The sequence below is a fragment of the Amycolatopsis rubida genome (assembly GCF_900115345.1).
Classification (GTDB): Bacteria; Actinomycetota; Actinomycetes; order Mycobacteriales; family Pseudonocardiaceae; genus Amycolatopsis; species Amycolatopsis rubida.
In genome coordinates, this window is sequence record NZ_FOWC01000002.1 from 1 (window position 1) to 24,301 (window position 24,301).

Consider the following 24,301-nt stretch of genomic DNA (forward strand, 5'->3'; position numbering starts at 1 on the left):
GGATCAAGGAACGGAACGAAAACCCCAGGCCCTTCATCTGGACCAAGACCGCCGCAGAGATCCTTGAGTCACTGGCGAACTTCTGCCGACGAATTTCCGGCGCAGGACACTAGGACTGCCGGCCCGCTCCACCCGGGCCACCTCGTCGGGCCCAGCAGACTCGAAGATCAATCCTTCCCCGGACGCCAGTTGGCCCCCTGGCGGGCTGACCTCGACGTGAAACGTTTTGTTCTCCCCTGCGATAGCAAGTAGCACTGAGATTGTTGAAGTCGGAGGAACATCGATGAGTCGTCGCCGGGGGTTCTTCGCCGAGTTGCAGTATCAGGCGGCGAAGGCGCAGAAGGAGCAGGCACGACAAGCGGCGGCCGCCGAACGGGAACGGATGCGTCTTCACAGGGAAATGCTTCGCACCCAGGCCGCCGCGGCAGCGGCGCGCGAGCGCTTGGCGCGTACGAAGGCCCAGGCGGCGACACAAGCGGTGCGTGAGGCGAAGCGGCTTCACGTCGAGGCGCAGCAGTCAAGGGCCGAGTCGCTGAACGCGGACCTGCGCGAAGAGCTCGCGGCCATCGACAGCGTGCTCGAATCGACACTTGCTGTCGACGATTTCGTTGACTTGGAAAAGCTTCGCCGTGTCGCGGAGCATCCTCAGTTCGAATCAGCGCATCTGGCGGCGTTGCCCGCACCCACGCCGATCCCGGCTCCTCCCGAGCCTCGCTTCTGGCCCCCGGTGCCTCCCACCGGGATCTCGGCAGTCTTCGCTAGGAAGAAGCACGCCGCGGCGGTCGCCGTCGCGCAGGCGGAGTTCGAGCAAGCGCACACGGATTGGCGAGCAGTGGTCGCCCAGATCCCGGGCCGGCAGCTGGCCGCAGTGCAGGCCCACCAGGCCGCCGAGAACGCACGGTTGCGCCAGCTTGCCAGTGATCGGCAGCGCTACGACGCAGAATGCGAGGAGCGCCAACGGATCGTCGACGCGGAGAATGCACGACTCGACGATCTGATCAAGCGGCTCTCAGCAGGCGAATCCGACGCAGTCGAAGAGTACATCGGCATCGTGTTCGGCAACTCGATCTATCCGGACGTGATCGCCGCCAGCAGCGATGTCGACTTCTCGTACAGCTCGGACCTGCGGGAACTGTCCATCACGCTCGTGTTCCCGCCGCCGGAGGCGATTCCGTCGACCAAATCGTTCCGGTACGTCCGCAGTTCCGACGAGATCACGGAAAGCAAGCTGACGCAAAGGGACATCGCGACGAGATATGCCGACCTGATCAACAACATGACGCTCCGGACCGTGCATGAGGTGTGGGAGTCAGACCGAGCGGAGAAGATCGACAGCATCTCGCTGGCCGGCGGAGTCAACCACGTCGATCCCGCCGTGGGCAAGGACGTATTCGTCCAGCTCGTCGCGCTGGCCGTGGATCGCGCCGGCTTCGTGGACATCGATCTGTCCCGGATCACCCCGTCCGAAACGTTGAAACACCTTCGAGCCATCGTGTCGAAGACACCGCATCGCCTTACCCCGATCGATGACAAGAACGGTGTTCGCGGATGACTTCCTGCCCCAGCGGAGCAACTCGGTGAGCAAGTTTCGATTCGTCGCGCCTCCGGGATGGCCGCCATCGGATCCCGGATGGGTGCCGCCGAAGGGCTGGCAGCCGCACCCTTCATGGCCTCCGGCACCCCCGGACTGGCAGTTCTGGGTCTCCGACGAATCCGACGAGCGGAAGCTGCCCGACGCTGCGGACCCGCCGGCCGAGAGTGATTCGCCTGCGGCGGTACCCGCATCAGGCGATGACACCGCACGAGATGCTGGCAGGCAGGCGGAGCCCAGCGCCGCGGCCCGGCGGGAGCTGCAGGCGATCCGCGAGCAGATCGACCAGGCGAAACGTGAACTGGTAGAACTCGACGACGCGATTTTGCTCCAACAAGTCGGAATCTACGAGTACCACCATCCGCTCGAGACCGCCGAGCAGTACAAGGAAGCATTGGCCGAGATCCGCCTGGCGGCGAAGGCGTTCGTCAAGAACGGCACCGCGATCCTCGCGAGCGATCGGTTTGCCTACAACAACTCGCTTGCGCAGGGCAGGAAGATGACTGCCGACTTCTCGAAGCTGATGCTGCGGGCTTACAACTCGGAGGCAGACAACTGCGTCCGATCTGTACGCGCGGGCACGGTGGCGTCGGCGAAGCAGCGCCTCGACAGATCAGTCGAGTCGATCGCGAAACTCGGCAAGATGATGGAAATGCGCGTCGCTCCCGAATACCACCTGCTCCGCCTCCGTGAGATCGAGATGACCGGTGACTATCAGATCAAGGTCCAAGAGGAACGCGAAGCAGCCAGGGCGGAACGCGAACGGCTTCGTGAAGAGAAACGTGCCGAGGCGGAGTTGCAGGCCGAGCGCGAACAGCTGGAGAAGGAGCTGGGCCATTACACCAACGCACTGGCGAAACTAGCGGCGGAGGGCCAGCAGGAGCAAGCTGACGAGGTGCGCGAACGCCTGTCCGCCATCCAGGACGCGATAGAGCAGAACGACTACCGAATCGCCAACATCCGAGCGGGCTATGTCTATGTCATCAGCAACATCGGAGCCTTCGGCGAAAAAGTCGTGAAGATCGGAATGACCCGCCGCCTCGAACCCCGCGACCGGATTCTGGAACTCGGCGACGCTTCGGTGCCGTTCCCCTTCGATACTCACCTGTTGCATTTTTCGAAGGATGCGGTCGCGCTCGAAAGTGAACTGCACAAGATGTTCGCCGACCGCAGGCTGAACCGGGTCAATCTACGCCGGGAGTTCTTCTTCGTCACACCGCAGGAGATCCGCATCGCGCTAGCGGCGAAACTCGGCAACATCCTGGAATTCAACGAGACCCCGGAGGCGTCACAGTACTACCAGAGCCGCCCGACATGGCCGGAACCGAAACGCGTTGAGACGTCAAGCAGCGTGTCCCGTCGATGATGGTGTGGGTAGTCTGCCGATGGGTTCGCGGTGTTCGATGTGCCCAGCGATGGCGCCCCGAGGCACATCGTCACCGTAGACGCTCCTGGCAGCCGAACCAAACCGTCGAACATGAAGTAGGGCTGGTTCGCTCCCAGCCCGTGAAGCTGTCGCGGCAGGTCGGCCGCCGGCGGCGATGCACAGTGGCAGCCCACGTCACGCGGCCAAGGTTGCGTCAGCGTTCTGGAACTCGCGCGTGCGCTACCCGTCTTCTCTGTCGGGAGCACCGTTCGCTTCGAACTCTGCACGAACGATCTTGACGAGTCGTCGAGCTGAGGTGGCACCAGTCCCCAGCCGAACACGCAGTGCGTCAGCTTCGACGCTTATTGCCTCGGAGACGGTGATGCTGTCGCCATCGGCTGTAGTCTCGGCCGGACCGGTAGAGCCAATCGCCTGCAAGAAGCCTGGTCCAACCTCCGCGACCGCCGATTTCACCCCGACCGGTCGTGCGCATCCGGCTCGCCCTGCCCCTCAAGCTAGACGACGAAACGCCACCGCCGGCACCGCCCCGGACGCGGCGGCGAAGGACCCGCGCCGCACGCCTTCTCACGAATTGACCTGGAGCAAACCTGGAGCAAACGGGTACGCCCAACTCCGGCGAACGGCACGGCAACACCCTTGCCGTCAACGATGACCGCGGCGAGCCGCCGGCGCAAAGCGCATCTCACGCAGTAGCAGCAGCTGCATCGGCCTCGGCCAGGCGGCCCGACCGCCGCCACCGGCGCAGGACACGACGACCGTAGTTGTGCGTCCCAGCCACCCGGTCCAGTTCTGCCCCGCTCGGCGAACGTCCCGCAGCTACCTGCTCCGCATAGTAGACCCACATTCGCTGTTGCGCGGTCAACACATCGGCCCTGCCGAGATCGTCCGAGACCACGTTTAGGTTCGCCAGCGCGACCCCGGTCTCACCTTCGGCCACAGACGTCTCGGTCTCGTCCGGCTCAGCCACGGTCTCGGAGCAAGTCTCGGCGGTCTGCTGCTTCAACGCACGGTTCAACAGCTCCACCGCGAACAACAACGCCACCGGCGGACACGCCGCCACCACCTGTGGGGTTCCAAAAGTCAGTAACTGGCCTTGACCAGTGGCTCTACGCGGCCCGTTCGTACTCGTTGATCAGGCCTCCGAGAAGTCGGTGTCGCTTGATCCGCTGAGTGTTGAGGTCTGCCACGGGGTAGGTGGGCCGGGGCAGGCGAAGCTCGCGGGACCGGTGGGGCCGTCGACCGTTGTAGTGCCGGACGTACTCGGCGAGCACGGCGCGCAGATGCCGCTGGCTCAGGATCAGCATGCGGTCGGTGAGTTCGGATCTGGCGGTGCGCACGAACCGTTCGGCATAGCAGTTCGCCCGTGGACAACGCGGTGGGATCTTTACTGTCGTGATGCCCACGTCGGCCAGGGCAGCGTCGAACGCGGCCGCGAACTGGCCGGCCCGGTCACGGACAAGAAACCTGAACTCGCCGACTCGATCACCGAGGTCCATCACAAGGTTGCGGATCTGCTGCGTGGTCCACCCGCCGTCCGGGTGGGTGGTCGTGCCGAGAACGTGGACGTAACGGCTGCCGACCTCCAACACGAACAACACGTAGATCCGCTTCAGGGTGAGCGCGCAGTCGACATGGAAGAAGTCGCAGGCCAGCATCGTCGATGCCTGCGTGCGCAGAAACTGCCGCCAGGTCGTGTCGTTCTGGCGGTCCGGCGCGGGAGGCATCCGCGCCCGCTTCAGGACCCGCCAGACCGTCGAAGAACCGACCCGGTGACCAAGCTTCAGCAGCTCACCCTGGATCCTCTTGTATCCCCAGTGCTGGTTTTCAGTGGCCATTCGTTCGATCAACTCGGTGAGCGCCTCGTCGACAGGCGGACGGCCGACTCGGTGTGGATATGTCCACTTTCCGGCGACCAGACGCCGGTGCCAGCGCAGGATCGTGGCCGGGGTGACCAACCGGCGCAGCCGCAACCCTGTGGGCAGTAGGCGGACCAACGCAGCAATCACCGCCCGGTCGGCCCAGTCCAGGCGCGGCTTCGGGTTTCCTCTGCGCAGCACGGCCACCTCGTGGCGAAGCACCAGCAACTCGACGTCTTTCGACGCCGACGAGCGACCGAGCAACACCAGCAGACCCAGCAGCCGCAGAAAGATCAGATACAACAAAACGCAACGTCACGACCGGCGATCACGCCCTGCCCGCCACGTGTCTGTTTCCGCAAGTCGGACACGTGAACCGACTTCTGGAACCCCACAGGATCAGCACGGCAATCATCGCCGCATACAGCTATGGTGCTGTCGAACTCTCCGAAGCCGCGCGCTTCTAGCCGCTGAGCCGCAACTACCGGAAGCGCACACGCGACCGGAATATATCGTGGGGCGGTGTTCGACGAGACCTCGATCGACAATCGCGCCCTTCCGGGCTTTGCCGCCATCGGGCGGAGCCCGCGCCGTTGACTTTCTCCGCGCACGGATCGGCGGGCAGGCAACTCGCCGCGCTCGCCACGCCCATCGTTCTCACCCAACTGGCCCAGGTCGCGCTGACCACCACTGACACCGTGATGATGGGGCTGCTCGGCACCGAAGCCCTGGCCGCGGGCGGGCTCGCGGTCGTGCTGTTCAACCAGCTGAGGACCATGGGCGTGGGCCTCGTCACCGCCGTCGGCAACCAGGTCGCGACAGCGGAGGCGAGAGCCGAGGCTGCGGGCGACCCGCGCTCCGCGCAGGCAACGATCACCTCGGCAGTGCGGGCGGGCTTCGTTGTCGCCACCGCCGCCGGCGTCCTCGGCGGCGCGGTGATGCTCTCCCTCGGCTACGCGTTGTCCTGGTTCGGTCAGGATCCCGGCGTCCTCGCGGGCGCCCGCCCAGTGCTGGCCGCGCTGGCCCCCGGGCTCGTTCCTTGTCTCTGGTTCCAGGTGATCCGCCAGTTCACCGTCGGCATGCGCCGGCCCCAAGCACTGGTGTGGATCACGATCGGGTCCGTCGCCCTGAACGCCGGACTCGACTGGGCGTTTGTCACCGGCGGAGCCGGCCTGGCCGCCCTGGGCTTGCCCGGGATCGGTCTCGCCACCTCGATCGTGCATTTGCTGTCCTTCGCCGCACTCCTGCTCGCGGCCCGACGCGACCCCATCCTCGCGCCGGTGCTGTCTCTGAAGCGAGGACGCGGCCCCTCGGGGCAACCGGCCGTCCGCCGCCTGCTGTCGCTCGGAGTGCCCATCGCCGCCACCTACGGCTCCGAAGCCGGTTTTTTCTCCGTCGTCGCACTGCTCATCGGCAGCTTCGGCCCTGCGGCGCTCGCCGCGCACACCGTGGTGAACCAGTTGGTCTACATCGTTTTCCAGGTCTCGGTGGGCATCTCGCACGGTGCGTCGATCCTCGTCAGCCGTCACCGCGCGCACGCTGACCGCGGGACTGCGGCGAAGGTCGCGCGGACCGCACTGGCGTCCGGCACTGTGCTCGCTGCGGCGATCGCGGCTGTCTACCTCGCCGCGCCTACTCGCCTTCTGCATCTTTTCACCGCCGAAAGCAGCACTGTGTCGGCGGCGATCCCGTTGTTGGCTGTCGCCGCGGTCCTGCAGTTCGCTGACTCCGCCCAGAACATCGGCGTCGGCCTGCTGCGCGGCTTGGACGACACACGCGGCAGCTTCCGCATCTCCCTCATCGGATACTGGGCGATCGGCCTGCCAGTCGCGTTTCTGCTCGGAGTGCCGGCCGGCTGGGGAGCCACGGGCGTCTGGATCGGCCTCGCGACCGGTCTGACCGCGACCGCGGCACTGCTGCTGCGCCGATTCGCCGCCGGACTGCACCGCGAAGCCTGACCCCGCCCCGGAGAGGCTGCGATCGGCTCAATGCCGCTCGAGCTCGTGCCCTTCACCCGCGATGCCGTGCACCGCGAGCAGCACCACGAACAACAACCCCGCTGCCGTGAGCGCGGCGAGCACCACCCGGCGCCGACGATTCGCGGGCACCCCGGCGCTTCCGGCCAGCAGAGCCAAGTCCGAAAGGAGTTGCCGGCCCGACATAACCAGTACCGGCATCCATCCGGCCGGCGCCCGCTCCCGTCGCGACTCCGGCGCGGGCAGCTCCGCGAGCGCGCCCCGCAGCTGGTCCCGATACCGCGCGGAATAGACCGCCGCAGTCCGCTCGTCGGTCTCGGCCAAGGTAAGCCGCCCTTGCGCCGCAGCGTTCTGCAACGCCCGAACCGCTTCTTCGCGTTCAGCGTCGGAACAGCGCACGCGATCTTCTGCTGTCACCTGTCCTCCCGACGATCAGAGTTGCCGGCAAAAGCGCGCCGATGGCCGCGGCAGAACCCCGGCTCGGACGCCTCGACAGTGCCGAAGCTCGCGACCAGGGCCCTTCGTATCGGGCAGAGGGCTCATCCCGCCTCCAAAAACTACGTCGATGTAGAAATTCTACCCGAATATCGGAGCGTTCTTCCGCCAGCAACTACGCTCACTCAGATTTCACTTCGCGGGTTCCAGACGGCTCAACGACCACGACCGCAGGATCTCGGCGTGGACGTCCTTCGCCTCCCCGCAGCGGCGCCGACCTCGCGATACCGGCATCGCCGAGAGCGCGACGTGAACGTCCTAGTTAGTTCGAGCCGACGACGTTGCTTGCTGGCAAACGGCACCGCGCGCGCTTCGCCAGCAGAGGGGCGGCAGCCTGTTCCCTCGCAAACGCGTGCCACGGCTGTTCGGCCGCCGCGTGCAGCGAAGGCGACGTCTGACGACTGATCGTCGAGCACACGCTGGTTCAGCGCGGCGCACGGAGGCTGCAGATGAGTTCCTGATACGGGACCGGCTGCCGTCCCGCACGACGTTCGGGCCCGGCGAGTCCGTCGCGCATCGGTCGGCCCCAGGGCCGGTTCCTCGGGCGCGCGAGAACGGATCAAAGCGCTGCCGGAGTCGTCTCGCGTGCTCGGCGGATGAACGCATGTGTCTCAGTAGCTCCTGTCTGCCGAGATACACACGCGAACTTGCCACGTCTGATCAGGTTCGCGAGTCCCAGCCGCACCATCAACAAGAGGCTCCGGCGAAGCCGATCTTTGGCCGAGCCAACGTTCTTGCCGAAGATCCGCGTTTTCACCGGTACCGCAACGCCTACGACACGCCGCGCCCGCTGTCACACAGCGACGTCGAGGACTATCCGAATGACTCGCTGTTCAGCCGTGCGCGCACGCCGATTCGCGTAGCGGCGCGCCATCCAAGCGCATACCATGAGCTGGATCTGCTGGAACAGCATCAACGGCAGCACAGTAAGCCCCACTGCAGTTGCGGGGAACAGCACGGTCGCCATCGGCACCCCGCTTGCCAGGCTCTTCTTCGACCACAGAACACGATCGCGATCTCGTCTTCGCGGGAGAATCCCAGTCTGCGCGCTCCTCCTCAGCAGATCTTCAGTCGTTTCGGCACTCGCCCCTGCGCTTTTCGTTGTCTGGCCGTCGTTGATGCGCACGGTTCGGCAGAGGAAGCGGCCCGTGCGCACCCGGCCGGCCCTCACGTCAGCGAGACGCCTCCTTCGACCGGCAGCACCTGGCCAGTGATGAACGCGGCGTGTTCCGAGGACAGGTAGACCGCGGCGGCGCCGATCTCGGCGGGACGGGCGAAATCACGCGTCAGCGCGGTGGAACGGCGGAACCCTTCGTGGACGCCGCTGCCCGCCCGCAGCCGCGGCCCGAACATGCCAGTGCCAGGATGAAACCGGCTGCCGCTGCTCGTCTCCGCGGCCGGATCCTGCGGGAGCGTGCCGTAAGGGGCGATCGCGTTGACCGTGATGCCGCTGCCGCCCGTCTCGAGCGCGAGAACGCGGGTGAAGGAATGTACCGCGCCCTTCGCCGCCGAGTACACCGCCAGGTGCGGATCGCCGATCAGCGCGGCCATGGACCCGATGTTGACAATGCGGCCGTACTCGCGTTCGAGCATGTGCGGCAGGACCTGATGAGTGCACAAGAGCGTGCTGATGAGGTTGACGTCCAGATCCGCCCGCCATTGCTCCGGCGTGGATCCCGCGAACGGGGTCATCGGGGAATTCCCTCCGACGTTGTTGACGAGCACGTCGACCACGCCGAACTCGCTGACGGTTCTGGACACCATTCCGGCGACAGCGTCGCGCTCGGTGACATCGGCCGCGTGCCACATCGCACCGGCGGCACCGGTCTCCAGGGCCAGGGCGGTCACCCGTTTCCCGGCATCGTGGTCTCTTCCCACGACGACGACCTTCGCGCCTTCGGCCGCGAAAGCCAGTGCGATGCCGCGGCCGATGTTGGCGGTGGCCCCGGTGACGATCACGACCTTGCCAGCCAGTCCAGTGTCCACAACACTCCCTCGCTTCGAGAAAAATGATTGCCTGATCAGCGGATCCCGCCTCAGCGACTCGGCGAGCCGCTCGCCTCGGGCTGCTCGGCGCGAACCGCTGCCGTCACGGCGCCGCGGCCGCCGGGGATGAAATACGCCACCGCGAGCGCGACCAGTGCCGCACCGGCCCCGATCGCCAGTACGACGCGGAAAGCGTTCTGCGACGGGAAAATCGCCGGACCGACTGAGATCACCAGCTGAGCCAGGACGACCCCCGCCACTGCGCTCGAAACCGATGTGCCAATCGAACGCATCAATGTGTTGAGACTGTTGGCCGCCGCGGTCTCCGACACCGGCACCGCGCTCATCACCAGTGCGGGCATCGCGCCGTAGGCAAGCCCGATCCCCGCGCCGATCACGCACGACACGAGCATCAGCTGCCACACCGCGGACATCAGCACGATCGCCAGCCCGTACCCCGCGGCGACGACCAGCGCGCCGAGCATCAACGTCGCTTTCGGGCCCCGCGACGCGGAAACGCGCGCCGAGATCGGCGCGACGGCCATCATCACCAACCCGTTAGGCGCCATCACCAGACCGACCGTCAGCAGCGACTGCCCGAGTCCGTATCCGGTCGCTTCCGGCAGCTGCAGCAACTGCGGCAGCACCAAGGACATCGCGAACATCGCGAACCCGAACACCGCCGACGCGATGTCGGTCAGCAGCACCTGCTTCCGCGTGGTGGTGCGCAGGTCGACCAGAGGCTGCCGAACGCGCAGCTCCCATCGCCCCCACAAGAGTGCCGTTGCGACCGCGCCGAGCAGCAAACCGAGCGTCACGCCGCTGCCCCAGCCCCAGTCCGAGCCCTTGGAGACGGCAAGCAGCAACGCCACCAGCACCGCCGAAAGCCCAACAGCGCCCACGAAGTCGAACCGGCCGCCCGCGCGCACCCGCGATTCCGGCACCAATGCCGCCACGAACGCGAACACCACCACGCCCAATCCGGCCGAGGTCCAGAACAGCAGGTGCCAGTCGGCCTTCTCCGCCAGCAGAGCCGCCGCCGGGAGTCCGAGCGCACCGCCGATGCCCAGTGAGGCACTCATCAACGCGGTCGCCGAGCCCAGCCGGTCCGCAGGCAGTTCGTCGCGCATGATGCTGATCCCCAGCGGGATCACTCCGGCCGCGAGCCCCTGCAATGCCCGGCCCGCGATCATGAGCACGAGGCTCGAACTCACCGCCGCGAGCACTGATCCCGACACCAGCAGCAGCACGCTCAGCAGCAGCATTCGCCTCTTGCCGTACATGTCGCCCAAGCGCCCGACGGTCGGCGTCGCGACGGCCGCGGCCAGCAGGGTCGCCGTCACCGCCCACGTCGTGTCCGCCGCCGTCGCGTGCAACAACACCGGCAGCTTCGGCACGATCGGGATCACCATGGTCTGCATCAACGACACGACCACCCCCGCCAGAGCCAGGACCGCCACGATCGCACCGGGCTTCCCTTCGGGCGCGGAGGAAAGACCAGCAGAAGCAGGCATTGGATCTCTCATCTCTCGTCGAAATCGCAGTTAAATCAAGTGACTTATTTCAACGTAGCAGATTGCTTGCCTTGTACAACTAACCCGTGACGCTGATCGCCTCCGGCGAAGCGGTCAGGCACCGCGAACCGCCGGGCCGAGGCAGCCGGCACGCCCTCGCCGCCGCGCAGGTCGAAGCCGGAGCGACCACCCCAAGGCGGCGAATCTTCATTCAGTTGACTTAATTGATGATTCATGATGAGGTGGTGTCGCGCCGGAGCGGAGGAAAGCACCATGACGAGCATGTGCCTCACTGTGCCGATCGCACCTCCGGCCGCCTCGCTGGATGCCTCCTGGTGTCCCGCGGAGCGGGTGGCGCGCCTTCGGCGGCCGCGCGGAGAAGACGTCGAACGCCTCAGGCCGCAAGTATTGGCATCGCCTGGACGGCAAGCGATTCGCCGTCAAGGAGACGTTCGCGTCCTTGATCCGCACGATGCCCGGCTTGCCCGGACGAGAACGGGATCCGGTCAAGGACGGTCAACAGGCTCGTTGATTTTGGCGAAGCATGCCAGCGAGCAAACCGGCGCGGTGCATCAGGAATTCACTGACCGCGAGCGCTCGACGACAGCCGCGAAGCGCAGCGGATGCGAGAGGCTTCGCAGCGCCGGCGGGGACATCGCGTTCAGCAGCAAGCCCGTACCCGGGCCAGTCATCGGCACCGGTGAACTCGAGCGCCAGGAGGGCATGCCGAACGCGCCTTCACAGGAGGAAATTCCCGCATGGTGAACAAATCCGCGAATCTCGAAGACGCCACGCCCCGTTCTGCCGCCACCCGTCAGGCGATCATGGCAACAGCAGAACGGCTCTACGCCCAGCACGGGCTGTCCGCCGTGTCCAACAGGCAGATCGGCGAAGCGGCCGGGCAGAACAACACCACAGTGGTCAGCTACCACTTCGGCAGCAAAACCACGCTAGTGCGCGAGATCATGACCAAACACAGCAAAGCGATCGATGCCATCCGCCAGCGGCACGTCTCGGCGGCGAGCGCAAGCGACGACGTGCGGGATTGGGTCCGGTGCCTGGTGCGGCCGGTCACCGAGCACCTGGAATCCCTTGGCGTCCCGTCCTGGCACGCCCGGTTCGCCGTTCTGGTGCTGACCGACCCGATGATGCGCGCCATGATCACCGACGACTCGCTCACCCGCCCCAGCCTTCAGCACACCCTGCGCGAGCTGGGAAACTGCTTGAAAGACAAGGTATCCGCTCAAGTTCGCCGCGAACGCGGCGAAATGGCCCGCCATGTGATCACGCATACCTGCGCCGAACGCGAACGAATGCTGGCCGAGGGGACCGCCCGACCCGTCGCAGCCTGGAAACACACCGCGAGAACGCTCGAGGACGCGCTGACCGGGTTGCTGACCGCGGAGGTCAGCCATCGCTGAGTAGCCGATCCGTTCAACTGCCCCACAGGACGGCCTGCATCGCAAGAAGCCACGGAAGCGAAGAAGCCGAGCACGCTTGGGCATCGGCGTCGTCCGGCGCATGCGCCGGACATCGCCGATGTGCTCAGGCCGCTGGCGTTCGGAAAGGGGAACCATGAAGATCGCCATAGAAGAAGACAAATGCTGCGGCGCGGGTCCATGCGTGCTGATCGCTCCTGAGGTTTTCGACCAGCGTGAGGACGACGGCATCGTCTTCCTGCTCGAACAAGCGCCGGGCGCGGACCTGCACGAGCAGGTCGTCGAAGCCGCTGAGGTCTGCCCGGCCGCCTGCATCCGCCTCGACCACACCACATGAGCCCCGTCGGGAGCGTCCTCGTCGTCGGCGCCTCAGCGGCTGGTCTGGCTACGGCGGAAGGCCTGCGCCGCAAGGGGTATGAGGGCGCGTTGACGTTGCTGGAAGCGGAACCGGAACTGCCCTGCGATCGTCCGCCGCTGTCCAACCAGGTCTTGAACGGGCAATGGGAAGAGACCCGCGCGCAACTCCGCTCGGCGCAGGCGCTGGACGCGTTGGACGCGGCCTTTGTGCTCGGGGACGCGGCGATCTCGTTCAACGCCGAGCGCCGGGAAGTCAGCACGGCTTCCGGGCGCGTGCTGCACGCGGTCGTGATCGCGACCGGCGTCGGCGCGTCGTTGCTGCCGGCCCGGCGCGAAGTCCGCGGCACGCATGTGATTCGCACGCTGGGCGACGCCGCGGTTCTGCGCACTGAGCTGCTGTCCGCGCGGCGGGTGGTGGTGATCGGCGACGGAGCGCTCGGCGCCGAGACCGCCGCTACCGCGCGGCAACGCGGCCGGCCTGTGACCCTGGTCGGCCCCCAGACTGTTCCGATGGCTCGGCACCTCGGCGCGCTGGCCGCCGGGCAACTCGCCGAACTCCACCGTCGCAACGGGGTCCGGCTGCTGGGCGGTGTTCTGCCGGACACCCTCCACACCCGCGACGGCCGGGTCGCAGGAGTGCGGCTCAGCGACGGGACAGAGCTGGAAGCCGCCGTCGTGATCGTCGCGATCGGCTGCCGTCCGGCCACCGAATGGCTTCAGGGCAGCGGGCGACGTAGCCCGCTGGCACCACGAAGGGCTCGGGCGCTCGCTGCGCCTGGAAAACCGGACCAACGCGGGCGACCAGGCCCGCGCCGTCGCCGCGGACATCCTCGGAACAGGCGAGCCTACCGGCCCGTTCCCCATTTTTGGACCGACCAGTTCGACGCCAGGCTCCAGATCCACGGCATCATCTCGCCGGACGCCCGGGCCGAGATCGTCGAAGGAGACCCGCGGGCAGGCCGCTTCGTCGTCCGTTACACCGGATCCGACGGGCCGGAAGGCGTGCTCGGCTGGAACATGCCGCGGCAGACCCGTCTCCGGCGGGTCGAACTGACCGGCCGATACACCCTGCCCCGGGAAACTGCCGACGCCGGGTAAGCGCCGATCCTTCCTGCCAGGCCCATCTTCGATCAGGAGTGCTTGATGACCGCTCGAACCGACGTCGACGAGACCATCCCCGAATTCCCGCCGCCGCGCTCCGCGGTCTGCCCGTTCGACCCGTCGCCGGAACTGCGGGCACTCGCCGGCCGCGGACCGGTCACCCAGGTCCGTTCCTGGGGAGGCTCGACCCCCTGGGCGGTGACCGGGCACGCGGAACAGAAAACGCTGCTCGCCGACCCGCGGCTGAGCGTCGATTTCGCCGCCCCCAACTTCCCCAGTCCCATCGACCCCGCCCACAGCCACGGCGGCGGGACCGACCTGAGCTTCGTCGGGATGGACGACCCCGAGCACGCCCGCCTCCGCCGGATGATCAGCGGTGCTTTCACCGTCAAACGCGTCGAGGCGATGCGTCCCGCGATCCAGCGGCTGACCGACGAGTTCCTCGACCGGATGCTCGCCGGGCCCACACCAGCCGATCTCGTCCAGGCATTGGCTTTGCCGCTGCCTTCGCTGGTCATTTCCGAAATGCTCGGCGTGCCCTACGCCGACCACGAATTCTTCCAGGCCAACAGCAAGATCATGGTCTCGGCCACCGCCACCGGCACCGAACGCGGAGCGGCGCACTCGGCGCTGGCCGGCTACCTCGACGAGCTCGTGGCGAAGAAAACCGCCGAACCCGGCGACGACCTGCTCTCCAAACTCGGCGCTCAGATCCGCGTCGGCGAACTCACCGCGCGCGAAGCCGCGACGATGGGCGTCCTGCTGCTGCTCGGCGGCCACGAAACCACCGCCAACATGATCAGCCTCGGCACCCTCGCCCTCCTGCAGCACCCCGATCAGCTGGCGCTGCTGCGCGACGCCGACGACCCGCGGGCGGTGACGGGCGCGGTCGAGGAGTTGCTGCGGTACCTGTCGATCGTCCACTTGGGCCGGCGGCGCACCGCACTGGAGGACATCGAAGTGGCGGGCCGCACCATCCCGGCCGGCGACGGAGTGATCCTGCTCGGCGAACTCGCCAACCGCGATCCCGAAGTGTTCGACGACCCCGACCGGCTCGACCTCACCCGCAACGCCCGCAGGCACCAGGCCTTCGGCGGCGGCACCCACCACTGCGTCGGCCAGCCGCTGGCCCGTCTCGAACTGCAGGTCGTCTACCCGGCCCTGCTGCGGCGCGTACCCACCCTCCGCCTCGCCGTCCCGCTGGACGAAGTGAAGTTCAAGTACGACGCCGTGATCTACGGGCTCCACGAACTGCCCGTCACCTGGTAGCGACCGGACCGGCGAGGACAGACAGCGCGGAGGCTGTCCTCGCCGGTCCGGAACGCCGTCGGCGACGACGTGTTTACCTCAACGCCGGGCCGCAAGCCTCCGCGACGTGCTTCGTGTGCTCAGGCAGCATCTCAAGAACTGACAGCTTTCCGGCGAACTCCGTCAGCCCGGCCGGGAAACCACCTCAGGTTCGAACATCCGGCTGAGCGCGACTCCGATCTCGTCGGGTTCCACCACGTGCCCGTCATCGCACATGGGCACGACCCAGATCGCCGAACCGCAGCCCGCGTGCACTGGCGCGACCGGCCCTCCGGCATCGGAGAGGTACCGGTCGCCCCACTGCGTCAGCGCGAACAGCGCAGGCATCAATTCGAGGCCCGGCCGCTCGAACACATAGCTCTCCCGAGCCCGCCGACCGGGATCCTGGTACGCCACTTTTCGCACCAGGCCGGTCGCCGTCATCCGCCGGAGCCGGTCGGCCACGACCGGGGTGCTCAGTCCGGTCTTTTCCACCAGCTTCAGGAACCGGTTCGTACCGTAAAAAATCTCGCGCAAAATAAGCCACGTCGACCGGTTGGCCACGAGGTCCAACGCTCGTTCCAGCGAACACGCCATTTCCGGCCGGTGGACCGGATCAGCCGGCGAGTGCCCGCGCGCTTTCGACATAACCGAATTGTAAATTCGATCGCCATTCGACTGAAGCCTTCGAAGGCAAAGTTTCGGTAAGCTGGACGACTAATGCGCACGCTGCTCGGCACGTTCGTCTTCGTTCAAGTTCTTCCCGGAACCGCCGAAAGCGCTGGCGTGCTGGCCAGTTCCCGGGAGAACTTCCGGAGCAGCAGCACCGCGGTGGCGCCGAAGCCGAAGCACAGCCCGAGCCAGACCCCGGGCCCGGCAAGGCTCAGCCCGAAGCCGCACAGCACCATGACGGGGATGCCGATCACCCAATAGCCGAGCAAGGTCGCGCGGAAGCCGCTCTTCGTGTTGCCCAGGCCGCGCAACAGGCCGACGCAGACGTTCTGCGCGCCCTTCAAGTATTGCTGCGCGATCCCGAAGAACAGCAGAGTGTGCGCCAGCGACAGCACTTCCGGCGGCGGGTGTTTTTCCAGGAACAGTCCCAGCACCCAGCCCGGCACGACGAGATACGCCAGGCCCGCCACCGTCATCGCGGAAACCGACAGGGACAGTGCCTGCCGCGCGATCCTGGACACCTCCGGACGGTCGTGGCGGCTCACCGCGCGGCTGATCAGGATCGAAGAGCCTTGGGACAGGCCGATGTTCAGCTGGTACACGATGTAGACGAGCTGGTTCACCACGCTCTGCGCGGCCAGCGTCGCCGGGCCGAAGCTGCCCATCAGCACCGTGGCGACGGAGGTGATGCCCGCTTCGGAACCGTAGGTGAGGCTGATCGGGATTCCCAGCCGAAGAATCTCCCGCGCCATCGGCAGTTCCCGGCGGCGGAAACCCACCGACAGCAGGGGCGCGAGGTACTCGTCGCGGCGCAGGATCAGCAGGAACGCGAAGCAGTTCAGGAACTGCACGATCGTGGTGGCCAGCCCGACGCCCGGGGCGCCGAGTTCCGGAAACCCGAACCAGCCGTAGCCGAATCCCCCGTCCAGCAGGATGTTCACCCCGACCGACACGATCGTGACGCCCAGCAGCGATCCTGGCCTGCGCATGCCGACGGCGAACTGCCGCAGCACGTTGAGCCACAGCATCGGGATCAGCCCCGGCGCGAGCGCGAGCATCGTCGGCCGGGCCAGTGCGAGCACCTCGGCGTCCTGGCCGAACCACGCGAGGACGTAGCCCAGCGCGATCAGGACCAGCGCGGCCAGCACGCCGACCGCCGTCGCCACCAGGAAGGAGGCGCGCACGATGTCGCGCACCTCGGTGCTCGCCTGTTCGTCCAGCCGGTCGTCGCCGGCGCGGGTTTCGCCCCGGCCCGCCGCGCCGGCGACGAGGTTGCCGACCGCGGTGACGGTGCCCACGCACATCGTGCGGACCTGGTTGTACAGGGTGAGCGCCAGTCCGCCCGCCGCGATCGCGCGCACGCTCATCCCGCCGAGCATCGCCAGGTCGGTCGTGGTCAGCGCCACCTGCGCGAGCTGGATCCCGGCGATCGGCATGGACACGGCGATCAGCGGGCGGCAGCCCGCCAGCCAGCGCGTCAGGAGCATCGCGCGGTCCTTCCCGGTGTTCACGACACCCATTGCAGTGCATGGCCGGCGTCCGCGTACCGCGTCAGCCGGGCCAGAACCTCGTCTTCGACGTCCGGCGCGAGCAACCCGTGCCCGCGCAGCCATTCGTCGTCGTAGACGCTGTCCAGGTATTTCTCGCCAGCGTCGCACACCAGCACCACCGCGGTGCTGCCCGGAGCCATCGTCTCGATCCGTTCCAGCGCAACGTGAATCGCGCCGCCCGCGGATCCGCCGACCATCAGCCCGGTGTGCCGGGCCAATGCCCGTGCGGTCGCGAACGCGTCCACGTCGCTCGCCTGCACGCCCTCGTCGATCAGCTCCTGGCGCACGTTCGTCCCGACCGGAAACCCGGCCGGGCTGCCGCTTCCGGTCTGCCGGTACGGGCCGGGCGGTGCGCCGAAGATGATCGACCCGTCCGGCTCCACGGCGACCGTCCGCGCCGGGCAGCGCAGGCGGCGCAGTTCACCGGCGGTGCCGCAGAGCGAACCGCCGGTGCCGATCGCGCCGATCAGCCAGTCGACCTGTCCGGCGTCGGCGAGCAATTCCTTCGCCAGTTCCCGGTAGCCGCCGCCGTTGCCCGGGTGATTGTGCTGGTCGGGCCAGTAGGCCTCGCGGTCCGCCGCGACCAGCGCGGCGGCGACCCGGCGGCGTTCGACCGAGCGGAGCGTCCCGCCGCCGTCGTCGGCCACGTAGACGAGTTCCGCGCCGAGTGCCTTCATGGCGCGCAATTTGTCTTTGCTGGCATGGTGATCGACCACCGCGGTGAACCGGTAGCCCCGTTCGAGCGCGGCCAGCGCCAGGCCCAGCCCGGTGTTGCCCGAGGTCGGTTCGACGATCCGGCCGCCCGGTGCCAGCCTGCCCTCGCGTTCCGCGTCGGCGATCATCTGCTCGGCCATGCGCACCTTCGCCGAGCCGGTCGGATTGAACTGCTCAAGCTTGAGCAGCAACCGGACGCCCGAGGAGGTCGTGCACAGTTCGAACAACGGCGTGCGCCCGATCAGCTCCGACACGTGCGAGACGATGCCGCGGCCGCGGCGCGGGATGAACTCGTTCACCGGCCCTCCCCCTCGATCCGCCAGCCCGCGCCGGGCAGGTCCAGCACGACCCGCGCGGGCAGCGGAAGGTCGTGAAAGCGGGTTTCGTTCTTGTCCATCTGGTATCCGGCGGTGTTCGGGTACACGAGCAGGTCCCCGTGCCCCGGCGGGCGCGAGAACGGGACCTTCCGCCAGCTGAGCATGTCGTATTCGAGACAGCTCGACCCGCCCACGCACGCCGCGACCGGCTCGCCGGGCCCGTCCGCGGGCCACAGCACCGGGTCGGGAAGGAACTCGCTGCCCTTCCACTGTTCCGAGACGCTCATGCTGAGCCCGGCCACGGTCACGATCCCGTAGCCGCCGCGTTCCTTGAAGCCCTGCACCGGGAAGACGGTGAACCCGGCCTGGTCCAGCAGCGCCCGCCCCGGTTCCAGCAGCAGCTCCGTTCCGGTGCGGGCGAACTCGGCGGCGATCGTGGCCCCGCCGGGCGTCGGGCTCGCCAGCACCCCGGCCAGCATGTCCGCACCGGCCGGCGACTGATGGTAAGGGTAGAAGTGGGTGAACGTCTGTCCATTGTGGAACCACGACGGCCGGTACTCCTCGGTGAACCGCGTCCAGTCCTCCGCTTCGAGATAGCTCGCCGCGAACCCGCCGCCGATCGACACCGACACCGCGGGCAGCCCGAACTCCCGCGCCCGCAGGCACTGCGCGAGCGCCGCCGCGGCCATCCGCGCGCGCGGCGCGACCTCGTATCCCCCGAGATGGAAGGAGAATCCCTCCATCCGCACCGCGGATCCCGCGTCCGCGCACCGGTGCAGCGCCTCGGTCACTTCGTCCGGAGTGAGTCCGAACCGGCTCCCCAGCGCGTTGTCCGGCACCAGCCGCAGCAGGATCCGGACCGGCCCCGCGGAGCGGCCGATCGCGAGCACCCGGTCCAGCTCGTCGAGCGCGTCGACGGCCACGACGCACCGGTGCCGGGCCGCCAGCCAGACGAGGTCGCCGCTTTTCGCCGCCCCGGTGACCATGACGTCCTCGCCGCGGACCCCGCCGGCGAGCGCACCCACCAGTTCGGCCGCGCTGGCCACGTCGACGCCCGCCCCGGCGTTCGCGCATTCGGGTGCCCAGCACGCGGACCGGTTCGCCTTCTTCCCGAAATACACCTGCCCGGACACCCCCGCCGCGACGAGCGCGCCGGTGAACGCGACGAGGTTCTCCGCGAACCGCGGCGGGTGCAGCACGTGGAACGGACCGCCCACGGCACGGGCGATTTCGCCCAGCAGCACCGGATCCTCTTGTGCCTGCCGGGCCCAGTCCGCCTGGCGCGCGGGCAGGGAGATCGTCGACATCGTCAGCTCCACAGCCGCACCCGCGTCCCTCGGCCCGCTTCGATCGCCCGGGTCGCCAACGCGTGCGCCACCGGGATGTCGGTGATCACCATTCCGCTGCTGAAGGCGAACACGCGGTCCGACGGATCGCGCCGTCCCGGTGCGCGCCCGGCGAGCACGTCCGGGAACTCCGCGTCGATACTCGCCTTCCCCTCCCCGTCGTCGAACCGGGAACCGGTCACGCCGAGCTGGCCTTCGCTCGTCGCGAGCGCGTAGTCGGCGTCCCGCAGCGAGGAGGAGTCGACGCCCTTGCTGGACACCGAGATCAGCAGTCCGCCCGGTTTCAGCCAGCTGGTCTTGACCTTCGGATGCGCGGCCCGCCCGGACGCCGCCACCGCGATGTCCGCCTCGGCCACCGCTTCCGGAACGTCGTCGACTATTTCGACCTCGCGGTCCGGGAAATACCGGTGAAACGCGTCCACACACGCCCGGATCCCCTCCGGCGCGGTGCCGAAAAGCATCAGCCGTTCCAGGCCGGGCAGCGCGGTCTGCAGATAAGGCAGCGTGAGCTGGCCCTGCACCCCGGTGCCGATCAGCAACGCCGACCGCGCGTCCGGCTTGGCGCATTCCCGCGCGATCAGCGCGGTGGTCGCCGGCGTCCGGGACGCTCCGACGCGGTCGCAGTCCATCAGCGCGAACGGCATGCCGGTCGTGTCGTCGTAAAGGCTGATCACCGTGTAGTACTTGTCCCGGTTGTCGTTTCCCTGCCGGTACGAAGTCTTGAATCCGACCTGCTGGGAATTCGCGTCGAATCCGAGCATCGAGTAGGCGACCGCGTCCCGCGCCTGGTCCGGCAGCGGCATCATCAGCTTTGTCGGACAGCGGGAATCTCCGGCCGCCAGTGCGAGATATCCTTGCCGTACCGCGGAAATGACTTCCTCCGGACCCAGTTCTACGTCGGCCAGATCGCTGCGGGTGAACACGTGGAAATCGGGCTGCGTCATCTGAAAAATCCCTCACCATCGAAACGGGGAACCGTGCGCGTGGAAATCGGGCCTCCGGCCGGGAAGCACATTCCCGGCGGTCCGCGGGCAGTTGCGCCGACCGCGTCGCAGCGACGGTAACCGACCCGTCACACTAAGGCAAGGCTCACCTAACTTTCTCCGTCCGTTGAAGTACCCTCCGGTGCCGCTCCCCGGCCCCGGCCTGGGAAACGACACTCCCCGGCGCCCGCGCACCGTGAAACACCTCACAACGCCGTCTCGCCGGTCAAAACCGTTGCGGCACAAGAAAGCGAGAGAAATTCAGAGACTGTCGGCGATCGCGACGGTCAGCACCCCGTTGGCGGCGTGCTGGACGGTTCCCTCGACCTGGTAGACCTCGCCGAGCATCTCCGCGGTGATCACCTCGGCGGGCGATCCCGCCGAATGCACCGTTCCCTCGTGCAGCACGACGATCCGGTCCGCGATCCGGGCCGCGAGCGACAGATCGTGCACCACGGCCACCACCGCGGCGGGCTGGTCCCGGGCGAGGTCGCGGACGAGCCGCAGCACCCGGAGCTGGTTGCGCAGGTCCAGATTGCTCGTCGGCTCGTCGAGCAGCAGCACGTCGGGTCTGCGCGTCATCGCCTGCGCCAGGCCGACCATCTGGCGCTGCCCTCCGGACAGATCGGACAACCGCCGGGTGGCGAGCCCGTCCAGGCCCAGCGTCAGCAGGGTCGCCGCCACGCGCGCGTCGTGCTCCCCTCCGCCGCCGGCACCGCCCAGCTTCCGGGCGACCAGCACCGCCTCGAAGACCGTCAGCGAACTCGGCGGCGGCGGATCCTGGGGCAGGTAAAGGATTCCGCCGCTGCCCTGGCGTTCGCCTGCGGCGCGCCCGGACAACCGGACTTGCCCGCGGACCCGGTGAAACCCCGCGACGCAGCGCAGCAACGTCGACTTCCCCGAACCGTTGGGCCCGACGATCGCGGTCACCTCCGGCGCCCGCACCTCGGGCAGCGTCACCTCGCGCAGCACCGGAGTGCGGCCGTAGCCGAACCCGAGCCGTTCGACGTGCAGGGTCAGGTCCACAGCGCCCTCCTGCGGGACAGGATCAGCCCGAGAAAGACCGGCACCCCGACGATCGAGGTGATGATCCCGACCGGGACGAGCACGCCGGGCACGAGCAGTTTCGCCACCAGCGACGACGCGCACAGCAGAAAAGCCCCGCCGAACAGCGACGCGGTGACGAAATAGCGATGGTCCTCCCCCACCAGCATCCGCGCGATATGCGGGCCGACCAGTCCGACGAACCCGATGCTGCCCGCGATCGACACCGCCGTCGCCGCGACGAGGGAAATCCCCGCCAGCGCCACGATCCGGATCCGCTCGACCCGCACGCCCAGCGCCCGCGCCCGATCGTCGCCGAGCCGCATCGCGGTCAGCTTCCAGGAAGCCCGCAGCACCAGCGGAACCGCGACGAGCAAGACGACCGCGAGCATCCCGACCTGCGGCCAGCTCGCCCGGCTCAGGCTGCCCAGGGTCCAGAACACGACCTGCTGCAGTTGCGCCTCCGACGCGACATACTGCATCAGCGACAGCAGCGCGGTGAACAGGAACACCATCGCGATCCCCAGCAGCACCATCGTTTCCGTGTGCGGGCCGCGCACCACGCTGAAGCCGATGATCACCGCACTGGTCAGCATCGCGAAGATCCACGCTGTCCCGGCCGTGCCGGCCAGGCCAAGGACCGGAATCGCCGACACGCCGACCACCAGGCTCAGCGCCGCCCCGAAACTCGCCGCTGCCGACACCCCGAGCGTGTAAGGCTCGGCCAGCGGATTGTTCAGCACGGTCTGCATCTCCGCCCCGGCCAACGACAACGCGGCTCCGACGAGCACCGCGGTCGCCGTCATCGGCATCCTGAGGTGCCAGACGATCTCCGTGTCCATCACCGGCGCGTCCCATGGCGTGAAGATCGCCCGCACGGTGTCCCCGATCCCGAGGGCCTCGCCCCCGACCGCGACGTCCGCCACGGCCGCGGCGATGGTCAGCAGCACCAGCACCGTCACGGTCAGCCGTTTGCGCCGGACCCGGCCGCGGTGCGCGCCGACGACCTCCGCGACGCGGACTTCCGGGCTCGCCAGTTCGGCCTGAGCCGTCACGGCAGCTCCGTCCAGAACGTGCCCTGGTACGGAACCGGCAGGAATTTCGCGTGCAGCTCACGGATCGTCGCGTCCGGATCGACGTCCCGGAACAGGTCGGGATGAAGCCACTTCGCGAACCACTCCACGGCGAGGAAGTTGTAGGGCGAGTCGTAGAAGTGGTGCCACGCCGCGTACGTCCGGTGGTCCTTCACCGCTTTCAGTTGAGAGAATCCGGCCTGCTTCTCGACAATCGACCGCAGCTGTGCCTTGGCCGCGTCCGGTTTCTCGTCGTACCCGAGCGGAATGAACGAGCCCGCCTTCGCCGGGCTCCCTGGCGCCCAGTCCGCGCCGGTGGCGATGATCACCTCCGGGTCGCGGCTCAGGATCGCCTCCGGGGAAACCGTCCCTTGTTTCGTTTTCAGCACGTCGTCGGCCAGATTCGTCCCGCCCGCGAACGTCACGATCTCGGCGAGATTGGACTTCGCGAAACTGGAGCAGCATTCGAAGTATCCCGGCGCGCGCCACAGGAAGGTCGGTGTCGGCGGCTGGTGCGCGGCGGCGAGCCGCGAGCGGACCCGATCCATGGCCGTTTGGTAATACGACGCGAACGCGTCCGCCTCGGCGGTCCGGCCGGTCAGCGCGCCCATCAGCCGCACCGACGCAACCGTGTTCCCGAGGGGGTTCTCGAAGTAGTCGACCACGACGGTCGGGACGCCGACCCGGCCGAGCTTGTCCACGACCCCGGAATCCTGCGCCGCCTTGAAGTTCGCCGCACTGATGACGAACACGTCCGGCCGGAGCCGGATCGCCTCCTCCGCCGAGAACGACCCGTCGTACACCTGCCCGGTGCGCTGGATCCTGTCGATGCCAGGGAACTTCTTCCGGTACTGCCGCAGCGAATCCGGGTCGTTCTGTTCGAGGTCGTTCGGCAGCCCGACGATCCCTCGCAGCGGATCCTCCTTGTCCAGCAAGGCGGTCGTGTACAGCATCCGCGCTCCGTCGAACAGGATCCGCTTCGCCGGCACCGGGACTTCGACCTTCCGCCCCAGCACGTCGGTGAGCGTCTGTCTGACAGCGCCCGAGTCCGCCCCTTGCGGCGCCGAACACGCCCCAGCGGCCAGAACCGCCGCCAGCAGGACCACGCCCCGCCGGCGCCGTTCCGGGCGTCGACGAAGCCCCGTCAAGAAGTTAGGCATACCTAACCTTAACAGCGAGGCGGCCGCACGCAATACGGAGACCGAATCGTCGCGGTTCGCCCGATTCCTCAGGCAGTTCACGAAAAATTCGGTAAGTCGTGACCGGTACGAGGGTGCTGGCCGGAGCGACCGACGATCCGTCCGAATAGGACAGCAGGGTTCGGAACCGCTCCAGCGGGCAGTGCGGACCGACTCGGTCGCCGGGTCTGCGTACAGGTCGCAGGAACCGCTCGGCGCGCTTTGCCGGACCCGGCGAGAGAACTCGGCGCGATCAGATCGGTCGTGCCCGGCGGCGCGGTGACGGTGAACGTCGCGACATGGTCGTTCGCCGCGGGGCACCAGCGGGAAGGTCGCACCGGCGAGATGCTTCAGTTGCGCGCGGCGGTTTCCGCCGCCGGAGCCGGTCCGTCGACCGTCGCGGAGTATCCCGGCCGCACGGAAACCGTTGCACTG

The 24,301-nt window shown here is 67.8% G+C and carries 23 protein-coding genes and 1 pseudogene; 9 read left to right on the top strand and 15 right to left on the bottom strand.

The annotated features are described in order from the left end of the window. Window positions 1-283 precede the first annotated feature (283 nt). Together BM362_RS08895 and BM362_RS08900 are read left to right on the top strand one after the other, a co-directional pair. Complete coding sequence (locus BM362_RS08895; RefSeq protein WP_093572793.1) at window positions 284-1,552, top strand: hypothetical protein; 1,269 nt, start codon at window positions 284-286, stop codon at window positions 1,550-1,552. Between the two features lie 25 nt (window positions 1,553-1,577). Then, entirely contained in the window at window positions 1,578-2,957 is a 1,380-nt protein-coding gene (locus BM362_RS08900; RefSeq protein WP_208865144.1) for an SNIPE associated domain-containing protein, read from the top strand. Between the two features lie 703 nt (window positions 2,958-3,660). On the opposite strand, the gene BM362_RS08905 is transcribed toward BM362_RS08900, so the two are convergent. Together BM362_RS08905 and BM362_RS48765 are read right to left on the bottom strand one after the other, a co-directional pair. Then, window positions 3,661-4,020 (bottom strand): hypothetical protein, encoded by a 360-nt coding sequence (locus BM362_RS08905; protein WP_208865145.1) that lies wholly within the window; start codon window positions 4,018-4,020, stop codon window positions 3,661-3,663. A gap of 64 nt (window positions 4,021-4,084) precedes the next feature. Further along, window positions 4,085-5,041 (bottom strand): integrase core domain-containing protein, encoded by a 957-nt coding sequence (locus BM362_RS48765; RefSeq protein ID WP_244287086.1) that lies wholly within the window; start codon window positions 5,039-5,041, stop codon window positions 4,085-4,087. Window positions 5,042-5,427: 386 nt separating this feature from the next. On the opposite strand from BM362_RS48765, the gene BM362_RS08915 reads away from it, so the two are divergent. Beyond that, entirely contained in the window at window positions 5,428-6,792 is a 1,365-nt protein-coding gene (locus BM362_RS08915; protein WP_093572796.1) for an MATE family efflux transporter, read from the top strand. Between the two features lie 27 nt (window positions 6,793-6,819). Here BM362_RS08915 and BM362_RS08920 read toward each other — a convergent pair whose 3' ends face one another. The 5 genes and pseudogenes from BM362_RS08920 to BM362_RS46795 all read right to left on the bottom strand — a co-directional run bounded on the left by BM362_RS08920 (window position 6,820) and on the right by BM362_RS46795 (window position 11,089). Then, window positions 6,820-7,227, bottom strand: a complete 408-nt coding sequence (locus BM362_RS08920; protein WP_244287087.1) for a DUF1707 SHOCT-like domain-containing protein — start codon at window positions 7,225-7,227, stop codon at window positions 6,820-6,822. Window positions 7,228-8,098: 871 nt separating this feature from the next. Beyond that, window positions 8,099-8,358: pseudogene (locus tag BM362_RS08925) on the bottom strand (bile acid:sodium symporter); the annotation flags it as partial. Between the two features lie 114 nt (window positions 8,359-8,472). Further along, window positions 8,473-9,291, bottom strand: a complete 819-nt coding sequence (locus BM362_RS08930) for an SDR family NAD(P)-dependent oxidoreductase (protein WP_093572798.1) — start codon at window positions 9,289-9,291, stop codon at window positions 8,473-8,475. 50 nt (window positions 9,292-9,341) lie between these two features. Then, window positions 9,342-10,805, bottom strand: coding sequence for an MFS transporter (locus BM362_RS08935; protein ID WP_208865146.1), 1,464 nt, complete (start codon window positions 10,803-10,805; stop codon window positions 9,342-9,344). 44 nt (window positions 10,806-10,849) lie between these two features. Further along, window positions 10,850-11,089 (bottom strand): hypothetical protein, encoded by a 240-nt coding sequence (locus tag BM362_RS46795; protein ID WP_143132393.1) that lies wholly within the window; start codon window positions 11,087-11,089, stop codon window positions 10,850-10,852. A 41-nt stretch (window positions 11,090-11,130) separates the two neighbouring features. On the opposite strand from BM362_RS46795, the gene BM362_RS08940 reads away from it, so the two are divergent. The 6 genes from BM362_RS08940 to BM362_RS08965 all read left to right on the top strand — a co-directional run bounded on the left by BM362_RS08940 (window position 11,131) and on the right by BM362_RS08965 (window position 14,971). Continuing rightward, window positions 11,131-11,337 carry a hypothetical protein gene (locus BM362_RS08940; protein WP_067581042.1) on the top strand — a complete coding sequence of 69 codons (207 nt, stop codon included), beginning with the start codon at window positions 11,131-11,133 and terminating at the stop codon, window positions 11,335-11,337. Beyond that, window positions 11,334-11,570 carry a hypothetical protein gene (locus BM362_RS08945; RefSeq protein WP_143132394.1) on the top strand — a complete coding sequence of 79 codons (237 nt, stop codon included), beginning with the start codon at window positions 11,334-11,336 and terminating at the stop codon, window positions 11,568-11,570. The genes BM362_RS08940 and BM362_RS08945 overlap by 4 nt, the downstream gene beginning before the upstream one ends. Continuing rightward, on the top strand, window positions 11,564-12,226 hold the full coding sequence (locus BM362_RS08950; RefSeq protein WP_093572801.1) for a TetR/AcrR family transcriptional regulator: 663 nt from the start codon (window positions 11,564-11,566) through the stop codon (window positions 12,224-12,226). The genes BM362_RS08945 and BM362_RS08950 overlap by 7 nt, the downstream gene beginning before the upstream one ends. Before the next feature lie 154 nt (window positions 12,227-12,380). After that, complete coding sequence (locus BM362_RS08955) at window positions 12,381-12,581, top strand: ferredoxin (RefSeq protein ID WP_067581035.1); 201 nt, start codon at window positions 12,381-12,383, stop codon at window positions 12,579-12,581. Then, entirely contained in the window at window positions 12,578-13,699 is a 1,122-nt protein-coding gene (locus BM362_RS08960) for an FAD-dependent oxidoreductase (RefSeq protein ID WP_342029794.1), read from the top strand. The genes BM362_RS08955 and BM362_RS08960 overlap by 4 nt, the downstream gene beginning before the upstream one ends. Before the next feature lie 45 nt (window positions 13,700-13,744). After that, window positions 13,745-14,971 (top strand): cytochrome P450, encoded by a 1,227-nt coding sequence (locus BM362_RS08965; protein WP_067581033.1) that lies wholly within the window; start codon window positions 13,745-13,747, stop codon window positions 14,969-14,971. A gap of 162 nt (window positions 14,972-15,133) precedes the next feature. Here BM362_RS08965 and BM362_RS08970 read toward each other — a convergent pair whose 3' ends face one another. From BM362_RS08970 to BM362_RS09005, 8 genes are all read right to left on the bottom strand, one after another. Further along, on the bottom strand, window positions 15,134-15,637 hold the full coding sequence (locus tag BM362_RS08970) for a winged helix-turn-helix transcriptional regulator (RefSeq protein ID WP_093572802.1): 504 nt from the start codon (window positions 15,635-15,637) through the stop codon (window positions 15,134-15,136). Between the two features lie 104 nt (window positions 15,638-15,741). Then, on the bottom strand, window positions 15,742-17,172 hold the full coding sequence (locus BM362_RS08975) for an MATE family efflux transporter (protein ID WP_244287088.1): 1,431 nt from the start codon (window positions 17,170-17,172) through the stop codon (window positions 15,742-15,744). Further along, window positions 17,169-18,224 (bottom strand): PLP-dependent cysteine synthase family protein, encoded by a 1,056-nt coding sequence (locus BM362_RS08980; RefSeq protein WP_244287089.1) that lies wholly within the window; start codon window positions 18,222-18,224, stop codon window positions 17,169-17,171. Before BM362_RS08980 ends, BM362_RS08975 begins: the two co-directional genes overlap by 4 nt. Then, window positions 18,221-19,549 carry an alanine racemase gene (locus tag BM362_RS08985; RefSeq protein ID WP_093572803.1) on the bottom strand — a complete coding sequence of 443 codons (1,329 nt, stop codon included), beginning with the start codon at window positions 19,547-19,549 and terminating at the stop codon, window positions 18,221-18,223. The genes BM362_RS08980 and BM362_RS08985 overlap by 4 nt, the downstream gene beginning before the upstream one ends. A 2-nt stretch (window positions 19,550-19,551) precedes the next feature. After that, complete coding sequence (locus BM362_RS08990; RefSeq protein ID WP_093572804.1) at window positions 19,552-20,532, bottom strand: ornithine cyclodeaminase; 981 nt, start codon at window positions 20,530-20,532, stop codon at window positions 19,552-19,554. A gap of 300 nt (window positions 20,533-20,832) precedes the next feature. Continuing rightward, a complete protein-coding gene (locus tag BM362_RS08995; protein ID WP_208865148.1) occupies window positions 20,833-21,597 on the bottom strand; it encodes an ABC transporter ATP-binding protein in 765 nt (254 codons plus the stop codon). Further along, the gene (locus BM362_RS09000) at window positions 21,588-22,670 is read right to left on the bottom strand and encodes a FecCD family ABC transporter permease (RefSeq protein WP_208865149.1); all 1,083 of its coding nucleotides are present in this window, start codon (window positions 22,668-22,670) and stop codon (window positions 21,588-21,590) included. The genes BM362_RS08995 and BM362_RS09000 overlap by 10 nt, the downstream gene beginning before the upstream one ends. Further along, complete coding sequence (locus tag BM362_RS09005; RefSeq protein ID WP_167545255.1) at window positions 22,667-23,704, bottom strand: ABC transporter substrate-binding protein; 1,038 nt, start codon at window positions 23,702-23,704, stop codon at window positions 22,667-22,669. The genes BM362_RS09000 and BM362_RS09005 overlap by 4 nt, the downstream gene beginning before the upstream one ends. Between the last annotated feature and the right edge of the window lie 597 nt (window positions 23,705-24,301).